The organism is Rhodobacter sp. Har01 (assembly GCF_020564565.1).
GTDB lineage: Bacteria > Pseudomonadota > Alphaproteobacteria > Rhodobacterales > Rhodobacteraceae > Pseudogemmobacter.
On sequence record NZ_JAJCTD010000001.1, the window covers coordinates 709,717 to 727,987 of the forward strand.

The 18,271-nt window shown below is 67.9% G+C and carries 14 protein-coding genes and 3 tRNA genes; 4 read left to right on the forward strand and 13 right to left on the reverse strand.

What is annotated here, in order from left to right; genetic code table 11:
* Positions 1-47 precede the first annotated feature (47 nt).
* The 4 genes from prfB to LHP98_RS03410 all read right to left on the reverse strand — a co-directional run bounded on the left by prfB (position 48) and on the right by LHP98_RS03410 (position 6,318).
* Positions 48-1,160 carry a peptide chain release factor 2 gene (prfB, locus tag LHP98_RS03395; RefSeq protein ID WP_227251073.1) on the reverse strand — a complete coding sequence of 371 codons (1,113 nt, stop codon included), beginning with the start codon at positions 1,158-1,160 and terminating at the stop codon, positions 48-50.
* A gap of 87 nt (positions 1,161-1,247) precedes the next feature.
* The gene (locus tag LHP98_RS03400) at positions 1,248-3,815 is read right to left on the reverse strand and encodes a penicillin-binding protein 1A (RefSeq protein WP_227251074.1); all 2,568 of its coding nucleotides are present in this window, start codon (positions 3,813-3,815) and stop codon (positions 1,248-1,250) included.
* 86 nt (positions 3,816-3,901) lie between these two features.
* Entirely contained in the window at positions 3,902-5,110 is a 1,209-nt protein-coding gene (locus tag LHP98_RS03405; RefSeq protein ID WP_227251075.1) for an N-acetylmuramoyl-L-alanine amidase, read from the reverse strand.
* 59 nt (positions 5,111-5,169) lie between these two features.
* Positions 5,170-6,318 (reverse strand): pyridoxal phosphate-dependent aminotransferase, encoded by a 1,149-nt coding sequence (locus tag LHP98_RS03410; RefSeq protein ID WP_227251076.1) that lies wholly within the window; start codon positions 6,316-6,318, stop codon positions 5,170-5,172.
* 75 nt (positions 6,319-6,393) lie between these two features.
* Here LHP98_RS03410 and LHP98_RS03415 point away from each other — a divergent pair, with 75 nt between their 5' ends.
* Complete coding sequence (locus tag LHP98_RS03415) at positions 6,394-7,137, forward strand: DsbA family protein (protein ID WP_227251077.1); 744 nt, start codon at positions 6,394-6,396, stop codon at positions 7,135-7,137.
* A 50-nt stretch (positions 7,138-7,187) separates the two neighbouring features.
* Here LHP98_RS03415 and ispG read toward each other — a convergent pair whose 3' ends face one another.
* The 4 genes from ispG to LHP98_RS03435 form a co-directional block, all read right to left on the reverse strand.
* Positions 7,188-8,315: a flavodoxin-dependent (E)-4-hydroxy-3-methylbut-2-enyl-diphosphate synthase gene (ispG, locus tag LHP98_RS03420; protein ID WP_227251078.1), complete on the reverse strand. Its 1,128-nt coding sequence runs from the start codon at positions 8,313-8,315 to the stop codon at positions 7,188-7,190.
* A gap of 91 nt (positions 8,316-8,406) precedes the next feature.
* Positions 8,407-9,624: a helix-turn-helix domain-containing protein gene (locus LHP98_RS03425; RefSeq protein ID WP_227251079.1), complete on the reverse strand. Its 1,218-nt coding sequence runs from the start codon at positions 9,622-9,624 to the stop codon at positions 8,407-8,409.
* A gap of 118 nt (positions 9,625-9,742) precedes the next feature.
* A complete protein-coding gene (hemA, locus tag LHP98_RS03430; RefSeq protein ID WP_227251080.1) occupies positions 9,743-10,972 on the reverse strand; it encodes a 5-aminolevulinate synthase in 1,230 nt (409 codons plus the stop codon).
* A 124-nt stretch (positions 10,973-11,096) separates the two neighbouring features.
* Positions 11,097-11,498 (reverse strand): hypothetical protein, encoded by a 402-nt coding sequence (locus LHP98_RS03435; RefSeq protein WP_227251081.1) that lies wholly within the window; start codon positions 11,496-11,498, stop codon positions 11,097-11,099.
* A 110-nt stretch (positions 11,499-11,608) separates the two neighbouring features.
* On the opposite strand from LHP98_RS03435, the gene LHP98_RS03440 reads away from it, so the two are divergent.
* Positions 11,609-12,982: a M20/M25/M40 family metallo-hydrolase gene (locus tag LHP98_RS03440; protein ID WP_227251082.1), complete on the forward strand. Its 1,374-nt coding sequence runs from the start codon at positions 11,609-11,611 to the stop codon at positions 12,980-12,982.
* 167 nt (positions 12,983-13,149) lie between these two features.
* On the opposite strand, the gene LHP98_RS03445 is transcribed toward LHP98_RS03440, so the two are convergent.
* Both LHP98_RS03445 and LHP98_RS03450 read right to left on the reverse strand, forming a co-directional pair.
* The gene (locus tag LHP98_RS03445) at positions 13,150-13,377 is read right to left on the reverse strand and encodes an RND transporter (RefSeq protein WP_227251083.1); all 228 of its coding nucleotides are present in this window, start codon (positions 13,375-13,377) and stop codon (positions 13,150-13,152) included.
* Positions 13,378-13,499: 122 nt separating this feature from the next.
* A tRNA-Asp gene (locus tag LHP98_RS03450) sits at positions 13,500-13,576 on the reverse strand.
* A gap of 111 nt (positions 13,577-13,687) precedes the next feature.
* Here LHP98_RS03450 and LHP98_RS03455 point away from each other — a divergent pair.
* The gene (locus LHP98_RS03455; RefSeq protein WP_227251084.1) at positions 13,688-15,538 is read left to right on the forward strand and encodes a leucine-rich repeat domain-containing protein; all 1,851 of its coding nucleotides are present in this window, start codon (positions 13,688-13,690) and stop codon (positions 15,536-15,538) included.
* 126 nt (positions 15,539-15,664) lie between these two features.
* Here LHP98_RS03455 and LHP98_RS03460 read toward each other — a convergent pair.
* From LHP98_RS03460 to LHP98_RS03470, 3 genes are all read right to left on the reverse strand, one after another.
* Positions 15,665-15,741 (reverse strand) — tRNA-Asp (locus LHP98_RS03460).
* Positions 15,742-15,823: 82 nt separating this feature from the next.
* Positions 15,824-16,762: a pirin family protein gene (locus LHP98_RS03465; protein ID WP_227251085.1), complete on the reverse strand. Its 939-nt coding sequence runs from the start codon at positions 16,760-16,762 to the stop codon at positions 15,824-15,826.
* A gap of 772 nt (positions 16,763-17,534) precedes the next feature.
* A tRNA-Val gene (locus tag LHP98_RS03470) sits at positions 17,535-17,610 on the reverse strand.
* Between the two features lie 165 nt (positions 17,611-17,775).
* On the opposite strand from LHP98_RS03470, the gene LHP98_RS03475 reads away from it, so the two are divergent.
* On the forward strand, positions 17,776-18,108 hold the full coding sequence (locus tag LHP98_RS03475) for a hypothetical protein (protein ID WP_227251086.1): 333 nt from the start codon (positions 17,776-17,778) through the stop codon (positions 18,106-18,108).
* Positions 18,109-18,271: the final 163 nt, after the last annotated feature.

The following is an 18,271-nucleotide window of genomic DNA, read 5'->3' on the forward strand; positions in this document are numbered from 1 at the left end:
GCCAGACCGCGAGACCGCAACCCCGGCGCCTGCACCCTCGGCCTGGATCAGTCTGCCCGCGCCTTGCCGGACATCTCCATCGCCAGAGTGGCGGCCATGAACCTGTCCAGGTCGCCATCCAGCACGCCCTGGGTGTCGCTGGTCTCGACCCCGGTGCGCAGGTCCTTGACCATCTGATAGGGCTGCAGCACATAGCTGCGGATCTGGTTGCCCCAGCCCGCGTCGCCCTTGCTTTCATGCGCTTCCAGAATGGCGGCGTTGCGCTTGTCCAGCTCCAGCTGATACAGCCGCGACTTCAGCGCCTGCATGGCGATGTCACGGTTCTGGTGCTGCGACTTCAGGCTCGACGTCACAACGATATTGGTCGGGAAGTGGGTGATCCGCACCGCCGAGTCGGTCTTGTTGACGTGCTGGCCGCCAGCGCCCGACGACCGGTAGGTGTCGATGCGGATGTCCTTGTCCTGCACCTCGATCTCGATGTTATCGTCCACCACCGGGTAAACCCAGACCGAGGAAAACGAGGTGTGCCGCCGCGCCGCGCTGTCGTAGGGGCTGATGCGCACCAACCGGTGCACACCCGATTCCGATTTCAGCCAGCCATAGGCGTTCTTGCCGATGATCTTGTAGCTGACGCTGCGGATGCCGGCCTCTTCGCCCGGCGTTTCCGACTGCATCTCGACCTGGTAGCCGTGCTTTTCGGCCCAGCGGACATACATCCGCGCCAGCATGCTGGCCCAGTCGCAGCTTTCCGTGCCGCCGGCGCCGGCGTTGATTTCCAGGAAGGTGTCATTGCCGTCGGCCTCGCCGTCCAGCAGCGCCTCAAGCTCCTTTTGCGCCGCCGTCTCGACCAGCGCCTTCAGCGCCTCTTCCGCCTCGGCCACCAGGTCCGCCTCGCCTTCGGCCTCGCCCATCTCGATCAGGCCGACGTTGTCGTTCAACCCGCCCTCGATCAGCCTGTAGGCCGCCACGGCGTCGATCAGCGCCTGCCGCTCGCGCATCAGCTTCTGCGCGCGGGCCGGATCGTTCCACAGGTCCGGCTGCTCGATCAGGGCGTTGAATTCCTCAAGCCGGTGCGGCGCGGTTTCCCAATCCATCCGTTGGGCCAGCAGGCCCAGCGTCTTGCGGATCGCATCAACATTGGCTTGGGTCTCGGCGCGCATCTTCTGTCGTCATCCTTTGCGTCTGGCGCGGGTGATAGCCGTTGGGCGCCGCCCCGGCAAGGGCAGCGCAGGGTCGCAGTGCCATGGTCAGTAAAGCCCGCCCGAAGACACCGTGCCGAAATCGGCCTTCTTCGGGATCACGGTGGTTTCACCGGTGGCGGTGGTCACGGTGGCCGAACTGCCGCTTTCGGACTCGCCATAGGCGAACAGCGGCAGGTTCTGGCCCATGGCAAAGCCGCCGTCGACCAGAGCGCCCAGGCCAAAGATCGCCTCTTCGCCCTCGCGGAAGTATTCGGCCACCACATAGTCGCCGCTGGCATCGTCGGGCAGCGGCATGCCGGTGAAGCGGTCGATCTTCACGAAATAGCCCCCGGGCGGAACCTTGAACTTGGACCCGCCGTATTTCTGGATCGCCGCATTCATGAAGCTTTCGAACACCGGGCCGCAGAACCCGCCGCCCGACACGTCGCCCAGGGATCGCGGCTGGTCATAGCCGATGTAGCAGCCGGCCACGACGGTCGAGGTAAAGCCGATGAACCAGACGTCCTTGGCATCGTTGGTGGTGCCGGTCTTGCCGGCCACCGGCACCGGCAGGTTGATGCCCCGCCCGGTGCCGCGCTGGATCACGCCTTCCATCATGCTGGTCAGCTGGTAGGCGGTGATCGCGTCCATCACCCGCTCGCGGTTCGAGGTGATGGCAACGCCTTCGCCCCGCGGCAGTTCGGGCGCCGAACAGGTCTCGCAAATCCGCTGATCATGGCGATAGACGGTGCGGCCATAGCGGTCCTGCACCCGGTCCACCAGCGTCGGCTCGACCCGCTCGCCGCCGTTGGCGAACATGGCATAGGCCGCGACCATCTGGAACAGCGTGGTCTCCTGCGCGCCCAGGGCATTGGCCAGGAACGGGTTCATCCGGTCATAGACGCCGAACCGCTCGGCATAGCCTGCCACCGTCTGCATGCCGATCTCTTCGGCGATGCGGATCGTCATCAGGTTGCGGCTCTGCTCGATGCCGGTCCGCAGCGGTGCCGGGCCATAGTATTTGTTCGAGGCGTTCTTCGGCGTCCACAACCCCTGCGGCGTGTCGATCTCGATCGGCGCGTCCACCACGATGGTGGCGGGGGTGAACCCGCTGTCCAGCGCCGCGGCATAGACGAAAGGCTTGAAGCTTGACCCGGGCTGGCGCTTGGCCAGGGTGGCGCGGTTGAACACCGATTCCTGGTAGCTGAACCCGCCCTGCATGGCGAGGACCCGGCCGGTGGTCACGTCCATCGCCATGAAGGCGCCCTGCACTTCCGGCACCTGGCGCAGCGACCAGCGGACGAAACTGCCGTCCTCGTCCTTGGTCACCGCCCGCACCAGCACCACATCGCCGACCGCGACCAGATCGCCCGCCACCTTGGCCTTCTTGCCCAAGCTGCCGTCCGCCAGCTTCTTGCGGGCCCAGGTCACGTCCTCGGCCGGGATGAAATGGCCGTCCGCGTCTTCGTCCACGCCCTCGATGCCGATCCGGGCCGCGCTTTCGCCCAGCTCCAGCACCACCGCCGGAGACCAGCCGGCGATGTCGCGCGGCACCTCGACCTCGGACAGCGCGGCGCGCCAGTCGGCCTCGGCGCCCAGCCGCTCGGCCGCGATCACCTTGCCGGTGCCGCGCCAGACGCCCTGGCCACGGTCGAACTTCTCCAGCGCCACCCGCAGCGACTTGGCCGCCTCTTCCTGCAACTCCGGGTCGATGGTGGCGCGGATGGTCAGGCCGCCATTGTAGAATTCCTCCTCGCCAAAGTTCTTCGACAACTGGCGGGCGATCTCCTCGGTGAAATAGCTGCGCGACGGCAGGTCCTCGCGATAGCTGGCATAGTCGCCGGCCTGCACCGTCTTCAGCGGCAAGGCCTTCTCGGCCTCATAGGTGGCCGCGTCGATATAGCCGTTGTCGCGCATCTCGCGCAGCACGTAGTTGCGGCGTTCCACCGCGCGGTCGTATTCCTGCACCGGCCGCAGCCCCTTGCCGGGGCTTTTCGGCAGCGCCGCCAGATAGGCCGCCTCGCCCGGGGTCAGCTGGTCCAGGGTCTTGTTGAAATAGGTCTGCGCCGCCGAGGCCACGCCGAAACTGCGATAGCCCAGGTCGATCTGGTTCATGTAGATTTCAAGGATGCGGTCCTTCGACAGCGTCTGCTCCAGCCGCGTCGCCAGGATGATCTCCTTGATCTTGCGCTCGACGCCCTTCACCCCCTGGCGGGTGCCGTCCAGCAGCATGTTCTTGGCCACTTGCTGGGTGATGGTTGACGCACCGCGCACATCCTGCCCGCGACTGCGCACCGCGTCGATCAGCGCCGCGACCATGCCGCCGGCGTCATAGCCTTCGTGGCTGTAGAAATTCTTGTCCTCGGCACTGACGAAGGCATGCTTGACCAGGTCGGGAATGTCTTCGGCCGGCACGAACAGCCGGCGTTCCCGGGCAAATTCGTCCAGGATGCTGCCTTCGCTGGTGTAGATGCGGCTGATCGTCGGCGGAGTGTATTGCGCCAGCCGCTCATGGCTGGGCAGGTCGCTGGAATACATCCAGAAGATCGCGCCAACGGTCAGGGCGCCGAACAGCGTCCCCAGCGTCACCGCGGTGAAGATGGCCCCGAAGAAAGAGCCGATGAATCGCAGCACCCAGAACTCCGTCGTTTGATCCGCTTCCCTACATCAGACGCCTCCCAGCGTCAAAAGCTTGGGCCAGCCCCCCGGCCGCGGCCCGCCTATTGCTCTGCCCGCAGCGCCCGGATCGCCGCGTCTTCCTCGGACCAGGTTACCAGCCCCTGGCGCAGCGCCTCGGCCATCTTCGCCCGCCAGTCCTTGTCCGTCAGCCGCTTCAGGTCGCGCGCCGAGGACAGAAACCCCACCTCGACCAGGATCGACGGTATGTCCGGCGACTTCAGCACCGAAAAGCCGGCCTCCTGGTGCGGGTGGCGGTGCATCTTCACCCCCGCCGCCTTGATCGACACCACCAGCGCCTTCGCCAGCCGGGCGACCCGCGGCGCGGTCTCGGTCCGCGCCATGTCCATCAGCACCGTCGCCACCACGTCGTCCTGCGCGCTGAGGTCCACGCCGGCCAGCAGGTCGTCGCGGTCGTGCCGTTCGGCCAGCGCGGCACTGGCCTCATCGCTCGCCTCCTCCGACAGGGTGTAGATCGTCGCCCCCTGCGCCTCACCCTCGGCCAAGGCATCGGCATGCAGCGAGATGAAGATCTGCGCCCCCGCCGCCCGGGCGATCGAGATGCGCGTCTCCAGCGGCACGAAGACATCATCGTCGCGCGTCATCACCACCCTGAATCGGCCATCGCGCGACAAGAGATCCTTCAGTTCCCGCGCGAAGGTCAGCATCAGCTCGGCCTCCTTCTCGCCGTCACGCTCTGCGCCGGGGTCGATGCCGCCATGGCCGGGGTCCAGCACCACCACGACCGGCCCCTCGCCCCGGGCCACCGGTGGCGGCAGGTCGGCGGCCTTGGGGGCGGCCCAGTCCGGCGGCTCGGGTCTTGCGGCTTCGGCCCGGAAGGCCTCAGCCTCGGCCGGCTCCAGCCGCAGCAGGATTGCTGCACCGTCCGCGCCGGTCTGCATTTCCGATTCCGCAACGTGCATCGGCCCGGAAAGTTCCAGCACCAGCCGGCTCCAGCCCGGCCGGAACACGCCCGCACGCACGTCCCTGACCTGCGGCGCGCTGCGGGTTACCTCGCCGATGCCGGCCCAGTCCACCTCGCGCACGTCCAGGACCAGGCGCGGCGGCCCGTCCAGCAGGCGCACCCGCCAGGGCACCGGCTGGCTGATCGCCAGCGTCACCGAAACGCCCCCGCCTTCGGCCCGGATCGACGACGCCCCTGCCTCAAGCCGCGCCAGCGCCGACAGGTCTTGCGCGACACCCGAAGTCAGCGCCGCCCAGAAGATCGCAAAGGCCAGAAGAACCGCCCGCATTGCCCGCTCGTTCTTGTTCTTTTGCCGAAACTATCGGGCACCGACGGGCGAAAGTCCATTCACCTCTCCGCCATGAAGGCGGCAAGGCGTTCCAGCCCCTCGGCAATGTCTAGGGTCGACCCGGCATAGGAAAACCGCATCGTCTGCCGCCCGCGGACGGGGTCGAAGTCGATGCCCGGCGTCACCGCCACGCCCGCGCCGTCCAGGATTTCCGCCGCCAGGGTCAACGAATCCGCCGTCAGGTCGCTGACATCGGCGTAGACGTAGAAGGCCCCGTCCGGTGGCGCGATCTTGGCAAAGCCCGCCTTCGGCAGCCCCTCCAGCATCAGCCGCCGGTTGGTCGCATAGACCGCCCGGTTCGCCTCAAGCTCGCCCTCGCAGTCCAGCGCCGCCAGCGCCGCGATCTGGCTGGCATGCGGCGGGCAGATGAACAGGTTCTGCGCCAGGCGTTCCACCCGGCGCACCTGATCTTCCGGCACCACCATCCAGCCCACCCGCCAGCCGGTCATGCTGAAGTATTTCGAGAAGCTGTTGATGATCCACGGCTTCTGGCTGATCTCCAGCGCGCTGACCGCGCGGTCCCCGTAGTGCAGCCCGTGGTAGATCTCGTCGCTGACGAACCCCACCCCGCGCGCCTCGGCCCAATCGACCAGCGCCGCCAGCGCCTCACGCGACAGCATGGTGCCGGTCGGATTGCCGGGCGAGGCGACGATCAGCCCCTCGACCTGCAGCCCCTCCAGATCGTCCGGCACCGGCTGCAGGCGGTTTTCGGAGCGCGTCGGCACGCCCACCGGCTGCAACGACAGCGCCCGCAGGATCTGCCGGTAACTCGGGTAGCCCGGCTCTCCCAGCGCGACCCGGTCGCCGGCCTCGAACAGCGCCGTGAAGGCCAGGATGAAGGCCGAGGACGACCCCGTGGTGACCACCACCCGCGCCGGATCGACCTCGACCCCGTACCAGCGCCGGTACAGGCCCGCGATGCCACGGCGCAACTCGGGCAGCCCCAACGCCACCGTGTACCCCAGCGGTTGCTCCAGTGCCTTCGCCAGCGCGCGCCGCGCCCCCTCGGGCGCCCCCGTCCCCGGCTGGCCGATCTCCATGTGGACGATCCGCCGCCCGGCCGCCTCGGCGGCGCGGGCGCGCTCCAGAACCTCCATCACAATGAAGGGATCGACATCGCCCCTCCGTGATCCGCGACTTGCACTCATCCTTGCCGGCCCCTTACACTTCGCCCGATCCCTGCCCTCGTGCCGGAACCAGGTCAACCCGCAAAAGGACCGTCCATGCGCCTCGCCCTGACCCTTGCCGCCGCCCTGACCGCCACATCCGCGCTGGCCGGGGGCCTGGGCGAAATGACCGATGACGAACGCGCCGCCTTCCGCGCCGAAGTTCGCGCCTACCTGGTGGAAAACCCCGAAGTCATCGTCGAGGCGATGACCGAGTTGCAGGTGCGCGAAGACAGCGCCGCCGCCGAGCGCGACATCCAGATGCTGGCCGAGAACAAGGACGTGATCTTCAACAGCCCGGCCGACTGGGTGGGCGGCAACCCCGACGGCGACATCACCGTGGTCGAGTTCATGGACTACCGCTGCGGCTATTGCCGCAAGGCCTACCAGGACACCGAGGAACTGGTGAAATCCGACGGCAACATCCGCTTCGTGCTGAAGGAATTCCCGATCCTGGGCGACCAGTCCATGCTCAGCGCGCAATTCGCCATCGCGGTCAAGCTGCTGTACGGCGACCAGGCCTACAAGGTCGCGCATGACGCGCTGATCGCGCTGCGCGGCGATGCCAACGATGAAACCCTTGCCCGGCTGGCCAGCGACCTCGGCCACGACCCCGCCGCCGTGGCCGACCGGATGAAGGCGCCCGAGGTGATGGACATCATCCGCGCCAACCACGAGCTGGCCACCCTGATGGAGATCAGCGGCACGCCGACCTTCGTGATCGACCAGACGATGGTGCGCGGCTACGTCCCCTTGGATGGCATGCGCCAGATCGTCGAAGGCCAGCGCCAAGACGGCTGAGCCACGAAAATCGCACGATTTTCGCGCACGGAATTCGTCTTCGAATTCCGCTACTCGGCCGCAGCCTGCGCTTCTGCCGCCGCCAGTTCGGCCGCCTTCTGCTCGACCAGTTCGACGATGTGGTCGATCATCTGGTCGTTGCCCATCCGGTGGCTTTGCTTGCCGGCGATGTAGATCATGCCGTTGCCCGCCCCGCCGCCGGTAAAGCCGATGTCGGTCATCAGCGCCTCGCCCGGGCCGTTCACCACGCAACCGATGATCGACAGGCTCATCGGCGTCTTGATGTGCTCTAGCCGCTTTTCCAGCGCCTCGACCGTCTTGATCACGTCAAAGCCCTGCCGCGCGCAGCTTGGGCAGCTGATGATCTGCACCCCCCGCGTCCGCAGGCCCAGACTTTTCAGGATCTCGTAGCCGACCTTGACCTCTTCCACCGGGTCCGCGCTCAAGCTGACCCGGATGGTGTCGCCGATCCCGAACCACAACAGGTTGCCCAGCCCGATGGCCGACTTGACCGTGCCCGACACCAGCCCCCCGGCCTCGGTGATGCCCAGATGGATCGGCGCATCCGTCGCCGCCGCCAATTGCTGATAGGCGGCCGAGGACAGGAACACGTCCGACGCCTTGCAGCTGATCTTGAACTCGTGAAAATCGTTGTCCTGCAATAGCTTGATGTGGTCCAGACCCGATTCGACCATGGCATCCGGGCAGGGCTCGCCATACTTTTCCAAGAGCTGCTTTTCCAGACTGCCCGCGTTCACCCCGATACGGATGCTGCAGCCGTGGTCCTTGGCCGCCTTCACCACCTCGGCCACCCGCCTTGCGTCACCGATGTTGCCCGGGTTGATCCGCAGGCAGGCCGCCCCCGCCTGCGCCGCCTCGATGGCGCGGCGATAATGGAAATGGATGTCCGCCACGATCGGCACCGGGCTTTCCCGCACGATCTCGCGCAGCGCCCGCGTGCTGTCTTCGTCCGGGGTCGAGACCCGCACGATATCCGCCCCGGCCTCGGCCGACCGCAGGATCTGCTCGACCGTCGCCTTGACGTCCGTCGTCAGCGTGTTGGTCATCGTCTGCACGCTGATCGGGGCATCGCCCCCCACCGGCACGCGCCCGACCATGATCTGGCGGCTTTTCCGCCGCTCGATGTCGCGCCAGGGTCGGATCGGGTTGTGGCTCATGACTGGTCTCCGCGGAACGCGCCTGCAGGATAAGGCGAAGCCCCGCCGGGGGCAACCGCGCGGGGCATGGTGTAAACCGGAATTGACAGTGTCAGGGTGCGGCGTCTTGCAGCGGGGTCTCGGCCGGCGTGGCCCCGGCATCCGCCGTCATGAACTTGGCCAGATCGTCGTCGCGGCTGAAATCGGCCTCGGCGAACTTTTCGGTCAGCGCCTCGGGCGACAGCGCAATATCCTTGACCACATTCGCGCCGGGGGCAGCCGGCCCAAAGGTTGCGCCGTTCACCACGAAATAGACCGACCCCGAGTTGCCGGTGCGGAACACCGCAGCCGCTTCCAGCGGCGGCACGGCATAGCGTTCGCCCGCGTCAAGGATCTTCTCGAACAGCACGGTGCCATCGGCCGAGGTCACCCGCACCCAGGCCGGCCGCACCGCCAGCACTTCGACGCCCGGCTTCACCTCGGAGACGACGCGCACGCCGTCCTCCATCAGCGGATCGGTCGCACTCATGCCCAAGGTCGCATCGGCCATGTCCGCCGCACCGGGCAGGCGCGGGTCAATGGCGGCAATCGGACCGTCCCGCGACACCAGCACCGGAACATCCAGCGCCTGCGGGCGATAAAGCCGGTCCATCACGTCCGGCGCCGCCGCCGTGCCGGCCTCGGCCGTCAGCGTGTCGCCTTCGGCCTCGGGCTGCGCAGGCGCTGCGGGCACAGCGCCCTGCAGCGGGTCGATTTCGGCCACCACCACCGGGGCCTCGTCCACCGGCGCCAGTTGCACGCGCTGCACTTCCTGCAACACCGACCAGCCGCCGTAGCCGATCGCCCCGATCAGCGCCACCAGCACCGCGACCGAACCGATCGCGCCGGGTTCGACCCGGTCGAGCCAGCTTTCGCCGCGCGGGATGAAGGCCGCATTCGGGTTGGCCAGGGGATCGACGAATTCTGCCTGCGCCCGCGCCTCGCGCGCCCGCTGCGGGGCGGCCATCGCCGACATGCCGTCGGCTACGGCGAAATTCGCTTCCTTGCAGAACCGGGCAAAGGCCCAGTCCGGATCCATGCCCAGATAGCGCGCATAGGACCGGACATAGCCGGCCACGAAGCCCGGCGATTCAAAGGCCGAGACATCGGCGTTTTCGATGGCGGCGATATAGGTGGCCTTGATCTTCAGCTCGCGCTGCACGTCCAGAAGCGACTTGCCCAGCGTTGCACGTTCCCCGCGCATCACGTCGCCCAGCCGCAACTCGAAGTCGTCAAAGCCCCTTGGCTTTTCCTCTTCGATTGCCTGAGGCTTGGACCTCCAGCCGATCATGCAGACCTGTCCCCTTCGTGCCCGGATGATGTGGCGAGTCGATCCCCAACCGACTCACCGGGCCTTCTATTGCGGGAACGCTAGCACAGGGCAAGCGCTTTTGCACATGCAGGAAAAGTCAGGCAGTGGCCTCGGCGCGATTCAGCGCACAATGCTGCCAGAGCGCATCCATCGCCTTCACGACCTTCTCGATTTCCTCGGGGCCGTGCACCGGCGACGGGGTGAAACGCAGCCGCTCGGTGCCGCGCGGGACGGTCGGAAAGTTGATCGGCTGGACATAAACGCCGAAATTCTCCAGCAGCATGTCCGAGATCATCTTGCAATGGATGGGGTTGCCGACGTGGACCGGCACAATATGCGACCCTTCGTCGATGATCGGCAGACCCAGCCCCTTGAGCCGCATCTTCAGCGTCCGGGCCTTGGCCTGATGCACCTCGCGCAGGGCCTGACCGGCTTCGGTCTTCAGGAAGCGAACGCTGGCGGCCGCGCCCGCGGCCACGACCGGCGGCAGCGAGGTGGTGAAGATGAAGCCCGGCGCGTAGGACCGCACCGCGTCCACCATCTTCGCACTTGCAGCGATGTAGCCGCCGAACACGCCATAGGCCTTGGCCAGGGTGGCATTGATGATGTCGATCCGGTGCATCTGGCCGTCGCGCTCGGCCACGCCCGCGCCGCGGGGGCCATACATGCCGACCGCATGCACTTCGTCGATGTAGGTCAGCGCGCCGAATTCTTCGGCGACATCCAGGATCGCCTCGATCGGGCCAAAGTCGCCGTCCATCGAATAGATCGATTCGAAGGCAACCAGTTTCGGCGTCGCCGGATCGTCCTTGGCCAGCAGTTCGCGCAGATGCGCCACGTCGTTGTGGCGGAAGATGCGCTTTTCGCCCCCGCCGCGGCGCACGCCCTCGATCATGCTCGCATGGTTCAGCGCGTCGGAATAGATGATCAGGCCGGGGAAGATCGCCCGCAGCGTGCTGAGCGTCGCGTCGTTGGCAATGTAGGCGGACGAGAAGACCAGCGCCGCTTCCTTGCCGTGCAGGTCGGCGATCTCGGCCTCAAGCCGCTTGTGATAAACCGTGGTGCCGCTGATGTTGCGGGTGCCGCCCGAGCCGGCGCCGGTCGCGTCCAGCGCCTCGTGCATCGCGGCCAGAACCTCGGGGTGCTGGCCCATGCCCAGATAGTCGTTGCCACACCAGACGGTGATCGGTTTCTGGCTGCCATCGGGGCGGGTCCAGACCGCATTGGGGAACTGGCCCTTGCGCCGCTCGATGTCGATGAAGGTGCGATAGCGGCCTTCCTCGTGCAAGCGGCCAATGGCGCGGTCCAACGCGGCAACGTAATCCATGACTTTCGCCCCCATGTTCACTTTGGCCACCTTGCACAAGACGGTGACGGCCACTTTGACATGTGTCAAGTCAGCCTGACAGGCCAGAGGGCGATTTGTCGCCCCTCGTTTACAGCTGTGCGGCTCAATCCTTGGTCGGAGCCACTTCCAACACCACCACGCAGGCCGCCGCGGCCTTGCGTGCGGCGTCACAGGCGGCCAGAGCCGCGGATGCTGCGCCTGCAGCATCCGGCAGCCCCGCCATCGCCACGGCCGAGGCGACCGGCGCGCCGTTGCGGATGAACCCGTCGTCCGGCGAAACCGCCATGGCGGCGTAGCTGCCCGCGACCGGCACGAAGGCCTTGAGCGCCTCTTCGTTGGTCATCACCAGCCGCAGCGCGGTCAGCTCCTGGCCGGTCAGGAAGGGGTGGACGTGCAGGGTCACCCGTGAGGTCCCCAGCCGCGCCGATTCCGTGGCGACCCCGCCGGCCTCACCCCCGCCAGCCGTTGCCGCCGCCAGTGCCAGTGCCAGTGCCATCGACCGCATATCTTGCCCTCCGTCCGCAGACCGGACCCGGCATTACCGCATCGCGCCGGCTCTGGACAGTCCCCGCTCGCCTGCTAGGCTCGCGCCCCGATCAAAGAATGGAGAGGCCCATGTCGCTGGACGCCGTGCTCGCGCGGATCGACGAAACCCTGCCGCAGGCGCTGGACCGGCTGATGGACCTGCTGCGCATCCCCTCGATCTCGACCGACCCCGCCTACAAGGCCGACTGCGCCCGTGCCGCCGACTGGCTGGTCGCGGACCTGCGCGGCCTCGGCTTCGACGCCCGCGCCGCCGCCACCCCCGGCCATCCCATGGTGATCGGCCACGGCGGGACCGGGCCGCGCCACATCCTGTTCTACGGCCACTATGACGTGCAGCCGGTCGATCCGCTGTCGCTCTGGTCCCGCGACCCCTTCGATCCGGCGCTGGAAGACACGCCGAAAGGCCCGGTCATCCGTGCCCGCGGCGCGTCTGACGACAAGGGCCAGCTGATGACCTTCCTCGAGGCTTGCCGGGCCTGGCGCCATGTCCACGGCAGTCTTCCCGGCAAGCTGACGATCTTTCTCGAGGGCGAGGAGGAATCCGGCTCGCCCTCCCTCATCCCGTTCCTGCGCGACAATGCCCCGGAACTCTCGGCCGACCTGGCGCTGATCTGCGACACCGGCCTCTTCGACGGCGCCGTCCCGGCCATCACCACCATGCTGCGCGGCCTGGCCAAGGCGGAATTCACCCTGCACGCCGCCAGCCGCGACCTGCATTCCGGCATGTATGGTGGCCTGGCCCGCAACCCGCTTCATGTGCTGGCGAAAATCCTCAGCGGCCTGCACGACGCCACCGGCCGGGTGCAGGTGCCCGGCTTCTATGACGACGTGGCCGAACTGCCCGACGCGTTGCGCGCGCAATGGCAGGCGCTGGCCTTCGACCATGCCGGCTACCTGGGCGACGTCGGCCTGTCGCAGCCGGCCGGCGAACAGGACCGCACGCCGCTGGAGATGATCTGGTCGCGCCCCACGGCCGAAGTGAACGGCCTCTGGGGCGGCTATACCGGCGCCGGCTTCAAGACCGTTCTGCCGGCCGAAGCGCATGCGAAGGTCAGCTTCCGGCTGGTCTCGAACCAGGACCCGGCCAAGGTGCTGACCGCCTTCCGCGCCTGGGCCGAGGCGCAACTGCCGCCCGACTGCAGCATCACCTGGCACGACGCCATCGAAGGCGCGCCGGCCTCGGTCATGGCGATCTCGGACCCCGCCTTCGAGGCCGCCCGCCAGGCCCTGACCGAGGAATGGAGGCGCCCCGCCGCCTTTGTCGGCGCCGGCGGCTCGATCCCGGTGGCGGGCTACTTCAAGTCGATCCTCGGCATGGACGCGATGCTGATCGGCTTCGGCCGCGACGACGACCAGATCCATTCCCCGAACGAGAAATACGACCTCGAGTCCTTCCACAAGGGCATCCGCAGCTGGGCCCGCATCCTGGCCCGCATCGCCTGACCTTCAGGGGCGGGCCACCAGCCGCCGCCTCGGGGGGCATCGAGCCCCCGCTCGGCGGCGCTGCCGCGGACGGCTGAAGCCGGTCGCCCGCCTTGCTGCCGGTTTGCTTTTCCCGAAATACCCCGGGGGAGTCGCGGGCTTGCCCGCGGCGGGGGCAGCGCCCCCTCTCAGCCGCCCTGCCCGCGCAGCGCCATCCGCGCAAGCTTGGCCGCCAGCGCCAGCCAGGGCGCCGCATGCAGGCACAAATCGAAGATGTCGATCGGCCGCACCAGATTGCCCGCCGCCAGCATCTTCAGTTTCTCCCAGATGTGCGGCTCGGGAGAATACGGTGACAACCCCAGGGTCAGCGCGGCAATCGCGAACAGGAACAGCGGGGTCTTGTCGAGAAATTCCATGGCGCGGCTCCGGATCGGGGTCCGACTCACATATTCCACTTTCGGAATGCATTAAACCCCGAAACGACCGCGCACGGAATCCCGGCTGGTCTTTCACCGACAAACGGTCCGAGGGGGGAAACTGGCGCGGTGGACGGGGCTCGAACCCGCGACCCCCGGCGTGACAGGCCGGTACTCTAACCAACTGAGCTACCACCGCGCGTGCCGGGCCGGATAGACGCTTCGTCAAGGGGCGTCAAGCGGGAAACGCCGGGGGGTTGCGGTGGCGCCAAGGCCGCGGCAGGTTGGCCGCGCAAGCAGGGGGCGCGCGATGGCAGACAGCAAGGCAGACCGCGCCTATCGGGCGGCGGTGAAGGAAATCGAGCGGGTGCGGAAGGCCGGGGGAACCACCCTCGACCTCAGCGGTACCCGCTTCCGCGCGCTCACCCGCATCCCGCCCGAAATCGCCGGGGTTCAGGGCCTGTCAGAGATCGACCTCAGCCGGACCGCAGTCGCCGACCTCGCTCCCCTCGCCAGCCTCACCGCGCTGCGATCTCTCTGGCTAAACCAGACCGCCGTCGCCGACCTCGCCCCCCTCGCCGGCCTCACCGCGCTGCAAACCCTCAGGCTCGACCAGACCGCGGTCGCCGACCTTGCCCCCCTCGCCGGCCTCACCGCGCTGCAATGGCTCAAGCTCGACCAGACTGCGGTCGCCGACCTTTCCCCCCTCGCCGGCCTCACCGCGCTGCAATGGCTCTGGCTCAGCCAGACCGCGGTCGCCGACCTTGCCCCCCTCGCAGGCCTCACTGCGCTGGAATCGCTTGCGCTCGACCAGACCGCCGTCGCCGACGTCGCCCCCCTCGCCGGCCTCACCGCGCTGCAAACCCTCAGGCTCGACCAGACCGCGGTCGCCGACCTTGCCCCCCTCGCCGGCCTCACCGCGCTGCGATCTCTCTTTCTCAGCCAGACCGCCGTCGCCGATCTTGCCCCCCTTTCCGGCCTCACCGCGCTGGCAGACCTGGCACTGGACGGCACTCCGATCACTGACCTGCGCCCGATCAAGGGGGCGGACAGACTGGGCACGGACGACCCTCCCGGCCTGACCTTCTCCGCCACCGCCGCCACCGCGCAGGATGCCGAGCTGGACCGGCTGTCGCGGATCGAGGATACGGCAGACCGCGCCCGCGAGACCCTGGCCTATCTCGCCTCCCTGCCGCCCTGGCCGCAGCCCTACACCCCCCGCGCCCGCCCGGATGGCCAGCCGCCGCAGCCGATCGGCGATGCGAAGCCGCCCGAACCGCCGCCGACACTCGAAGCGCTGATGCAGGCGCAGGATCTGGCGGGGTGGCGGTTCTCGCCCGCACAGGGGGTGCTGTCGCTGTATATCCGCGACGTGCCCGCGGATCAGCGGCAAGAGCAGTTGGCACGCATGGCCGCAGACCGCTGCGCAAAGCTGCTGGCCAAGCTTGGCACGCGAACAAACTCGGGCGGGTTCCGGCAGGAAGTGCATGAGGAAGCCGTTGCCTTTGCCGCGATCCTGGCCGAGACCGGGCGGTCGCTGGCCGAGCGGTCGCTGGAGCTTTGGGGCAGCCTGATCGCGCTGGGCGAACTGCTTGACGCGAACGACCGGGGGCGGCGCGAAGGGCGCGATGCGCTGGACCTGCTGCCCGAAGAGGCGCGGGCGGCACTGGGCACCTTCCTGGCCTCGGCCGCGACGCTGGTCCGGTCCTTCCCCGAGGCGCGGGCGCTGGACGATGACCATGGCGGCTTTGCGCGGCGGGGGGCGACGCGGCAACTGGTGATGGACCTGCTGCAAGACGCCGTCCGGGCGGCGCTGGTGTCGGAGAAAAGCGCCCTGCTGATCGGTCAGGTGGCCGAAGTGGCCGAAGGTCAGGGAAAGCAGGCCGACAAGGCCTCGACCGTCAGCGTGAAGGGGTTGCGCAATCTGGTGATGGTCTCGACCCTGATCGGGTCGACCATCGGCGGGGTTGCAGGCGGTGTCCTTGAAGACATCGGCGGCGACATCAGCGACCATTACGAGCTGGCCGAGAAGGCGATCGAGTTTCTCGATGGCACCGGCGACAAGCTGGACGAGTTGCTGGACGCCCTGCCGCCAGACGAAGCCGCCCACCTTCGGGCCAAGGTTGAGGACCATCGACAGGGGCGCAAGGGGCCGCGGTAAAGGCGGTCAAAATCCTCCAAAGGTTAACAAATCGTGAAATCACGCGCGCAACCCTTTGATTTCAAAGGGTTCAAGACATGTCCCATGATGGGACATCCTTGCGGCCATCGGTCTCGTTGGGAAAACTGGCGCGGTGGACGGGGCTCGAACCCGCGACCCCCGGCGTGACAGGCCGGTACTCTAACCGACTGAGCTACCACCGCGCGTTTTTCGTCCGGTTGCCCGGGCGACGCCGGCTAGATACGCGGGGGGGCGGGCGGCGTCAAGCGGCCGGGCGGGGAAAAATCAACGCTCCGGGGCCGGAATGAATTCGCCCGCGTCGCCGGGGGGAAGGCGGAACCGGCCATGCGCCCAGTCGCCCGCCCGCCAGGCTTCTTTTGCGGCCTCGATGCGGTCTTTCGAAGAGGCCACGAAGTTCCACCAGATGAACCGCGGCCCGTCCATCGTGGCCCCGCCCAGGAGCATGATCCGCGCACCCTGCCCGCCGGCCCGGACCGAGACCCGGTCGCCCGGGCGAAAGACCAGCATGCGGCCGGCCTCGAACACTTGGCCGGCGCAGGCGACCTCGCCTTCCAGGATGTAGACGCCGCGGTCCTCGTGGTCGTCGGGCAAGGGGATCGCGGCGCCGGGGCCCAGCAGGGCGTCGGCATAGAACACCTCGGAGGGCAGCTTGAGGGGCACCGTCTCTCCCCAGGCGTGGCCCAGGATCAGGCGGACCAGCTTGCCCTCGCCCTCAAGCTCGGGCAGCGAGGTTCGGCCGAGATGGGCGAAACCGGCGGGGGCGTCCTCGCGGTCCTTCGGCAGGGCCAGCCAGGTCTGCAGGCCGAACAGGGACAGCGGCGCCTGGCGGGCGGGGCCGTCGGTGCGCTCGGAATGGGTGATGCCCTGCCCCGCCAGCATCCAGTTCACCGCCCCCGGTTCGATCCAGGCATCGGTGCCCAAGCTGTCGCGGTGGTGCAGGCGACCCTTCAGGAGATAGGTCACCGTGCCCAGCCCGATGTGGGGATGCGGCCGCACGTCGATCCCCTGGCCGGTGAGAAACTCGGCCGGGCCCATCTGGTCGAAGAAGATGAAGGGCCCCACCATCTGGCGGGCGATCGAGGGCAGCGCCCTGCGGACCTCGAAGCCACCGAGGTCGCGGGCCCGGGGCACGATGACGGTCTCGATGGCGTCGATGGCGTCGCCGAGGGGGATGGTGGGGTCGAGGGCGGGGTTCCAGCTCATGGGGAAAAGATAGGGACTGGCGGTCCCAGGGGCAAATCCCGGCCTGCGCGCGGGGGCTGTGCGGGGACGAACAGCGGGGTGTCCCATGATGGGACGCTTTGCGGCCGCAATGAATTCAAGGGCTTGCGAATCGACTTTAACGAATTGTTAGGAAACTCCGGGCCTCCGGGGTGCAACGATGGCCAAGAAATGGCCGGATTTCGCAGCCAAACTCAGCGAGTGTCGCGAGAGGCGGTCGGTTTCGGTGGTGTCGTGCCCATCTATCTGAGATTCGTCCGGCCGAACCGCGTGCCGGGCCTTGCCGCCCGCGAGGGGTTCTTCTGCGCCGCCTGCGCCTTGCGCGACGAGGGCGAGATCGACCCCGCCGCGCGCCAGCGCCTGCAGGACCTGCCGGGCTGGTTCGGAACCCACCTGCCCGCCCCAAACCGCTTTGACCGCGCCTCCCGCGACCGAGGCCCTGGACAAGGCCTTCGAGCTGACCGCCCTGCTGGAAGACCACGGCCATCCGATCGAGATCCTGCACGGCGAGCGGATTGGCTACATCGTCTACAGCGACGCGCAACAGGTCGCCGCCGAACCCTTCGCCGACACGCCGCGTCAGGCCGACGGATCAGCGCCGGCGCGGCATGAATGGCCAACGGCGCGGGCGCATGATCTTGAGGGCGGTGGCCTAGGCCAACCTGCGCGCACCGGCCGCGACCTTCGCGCCCCTGCGGCGGCAAGGGCAACCGGAAGCATGCCGGTTCCAAAGCCTAGAATCGGCCGTGAGAAATGGTGGGCGGTGAGGGATTCGAACCCCCGACATTCTCGGTGTAAACGAGACGCTCTACCAACTGAGCTAACCACCCCGGAGAGGCCGGTTTACCGGGCCGCCCCGACCGACGCAAGCGCCGGGCGACTGCATCGGGAGGGCCACCGGGAGAGCCACAGGGCAAGAAACGGGGCAAGAAACCGGGCCAGGGTCGGGCGCGGTCGGGCTTGCCTGTCGACGCAAGCTGGGGCAGCCTGCCGGCATGGCCCGCAAATTGACCACCAAGCGCATCGTGCTGGAGACCCTTGTCGTCGCGGGCATCTTCGGCGCGGTTCATCTGCCGATCTATCCGCCCCATGGCGAAAAGGCCGGCACCGCTACGGAAAGCCCGGCGGCAAAGCTGACCGCGGCCAGCGATTGCCCGCCCGCACCACCCGCCGGCTTTGATGCGGGCCATGACGCGGGCGTTGATGGCGGCGTTGATGGCGGCGTTGATGGCGGCGTTGATGGCGGCGTTGATGCGGGCGAAACTGTCCGTCCCGCCGCAATGGCCGCAGAGCCGCCCTGCCCCGCACCATCCGACCTGCGCGACTGACGACCCCGGTATTCGGGCGAGCCGGCATTCGGGCGAGACTGTGACGCGCCGCAGCACCGGTTTCGCGTTTCACCACAATTGGCGCGATTGCTGCCCAAAGGAGAACAAAGTCTGTGTCCAAGGCTTGGCCGCAGAGGAATCTTCTGCAAGGGCGCCCCGGACC

Bases quoted from the DNA above. Each gene is read 5' to 3' on its own strand.
- prfB (WP_227251073.1), bottom strand. From the start codon at position 1,160: ATGCGCGCCGAGACCCAAGCCAATGTTGATGCGATCCGCAAGACGCTG.
- LHP98_RS03405 (WP_227251075.1), bottom strand. From the start codon at position 5,110: ATGCGGGCGGTTCTTCTGGCCTTTGCGATCTTCTGGGCGGCGCTGACT.
- LHP98_RS03410 (WP_227251076.1), bottom strand. From the start codon at position 6,318: ATGAGTGCAAGTCGCGGATCACGGAGGGGCGATGTCGATCCCTTCATT.
- LHP98_RS03415 (WP_227251077.1), top strand. From the start codon at position 6,394: ATGCGCCTCGCCCTGACCCTTGCCGCCGCCCTGACCGCCACATCCGCG.
- ispG (WP_227251078.1), bottom strand. From the start codon at position 8,315: ATGAGCCACAACCCGATCCGACCCTGGCGCGACATCGAGCGGCGGAAA.
- LHP98_RS03425 (WP_227251079.1), bottom strand. From the start codon at position 9,624: ATGATCGGCTGGAGGTCCAAGCCTCAGGCAATCGAAGAGGAAAAGCCA.
- hemA (WP_227251080.1), bottom strand. From the start codon at position 10,972: ATGGATTACGTTGCCGCGTTGGACCGCGCCATTGGCCGCTTGCACGAG.
- LHP98_RS03435 (WP_227251081.1), bottom strand. From the start codon at position 11,498: ATGCGGTCGATGGCACTGGCACTGGCACTGGCGGCGGCAACGGCTGGC.
- LHP98_RS03440 (WP_227251082.1), top strand. From the start codon at position 11,609: ATGTCGCTGGACGCCGTGCTCGCGCGGATCGACGAAACCCTGCCGCAG.
- LHP98_RS03445 (WP_227251083.1), bottom strand. From the start codon at position 13,377: ATGGAATTTCTCGACAAGACCCCGCTGTTCCTGTTCGCGATTGCCGCG.
- LHP98_RS03455 (WP_227251084.1), top strand. From the start codon at position 13,688: ATGGCAGACAGCAAGGCAGACCGCGCCTATCGGGCGGCGGTGAAGGAA.
- LHP98_RS03465 (WP_227251085.1), bottom strand. From the start codon at position 16,762: ATGAGCTGGAACCCCGCCCTCGACCCCACCATCCCCCTCGGCGACGCC.
- LHP98_RS03475 (WP_227251086.1), top strand. From the start codon at position 17,776: ATGGCCCGCAAATTGACCACCAAGCGCATCGTGCTGGAGACCCTTGTC.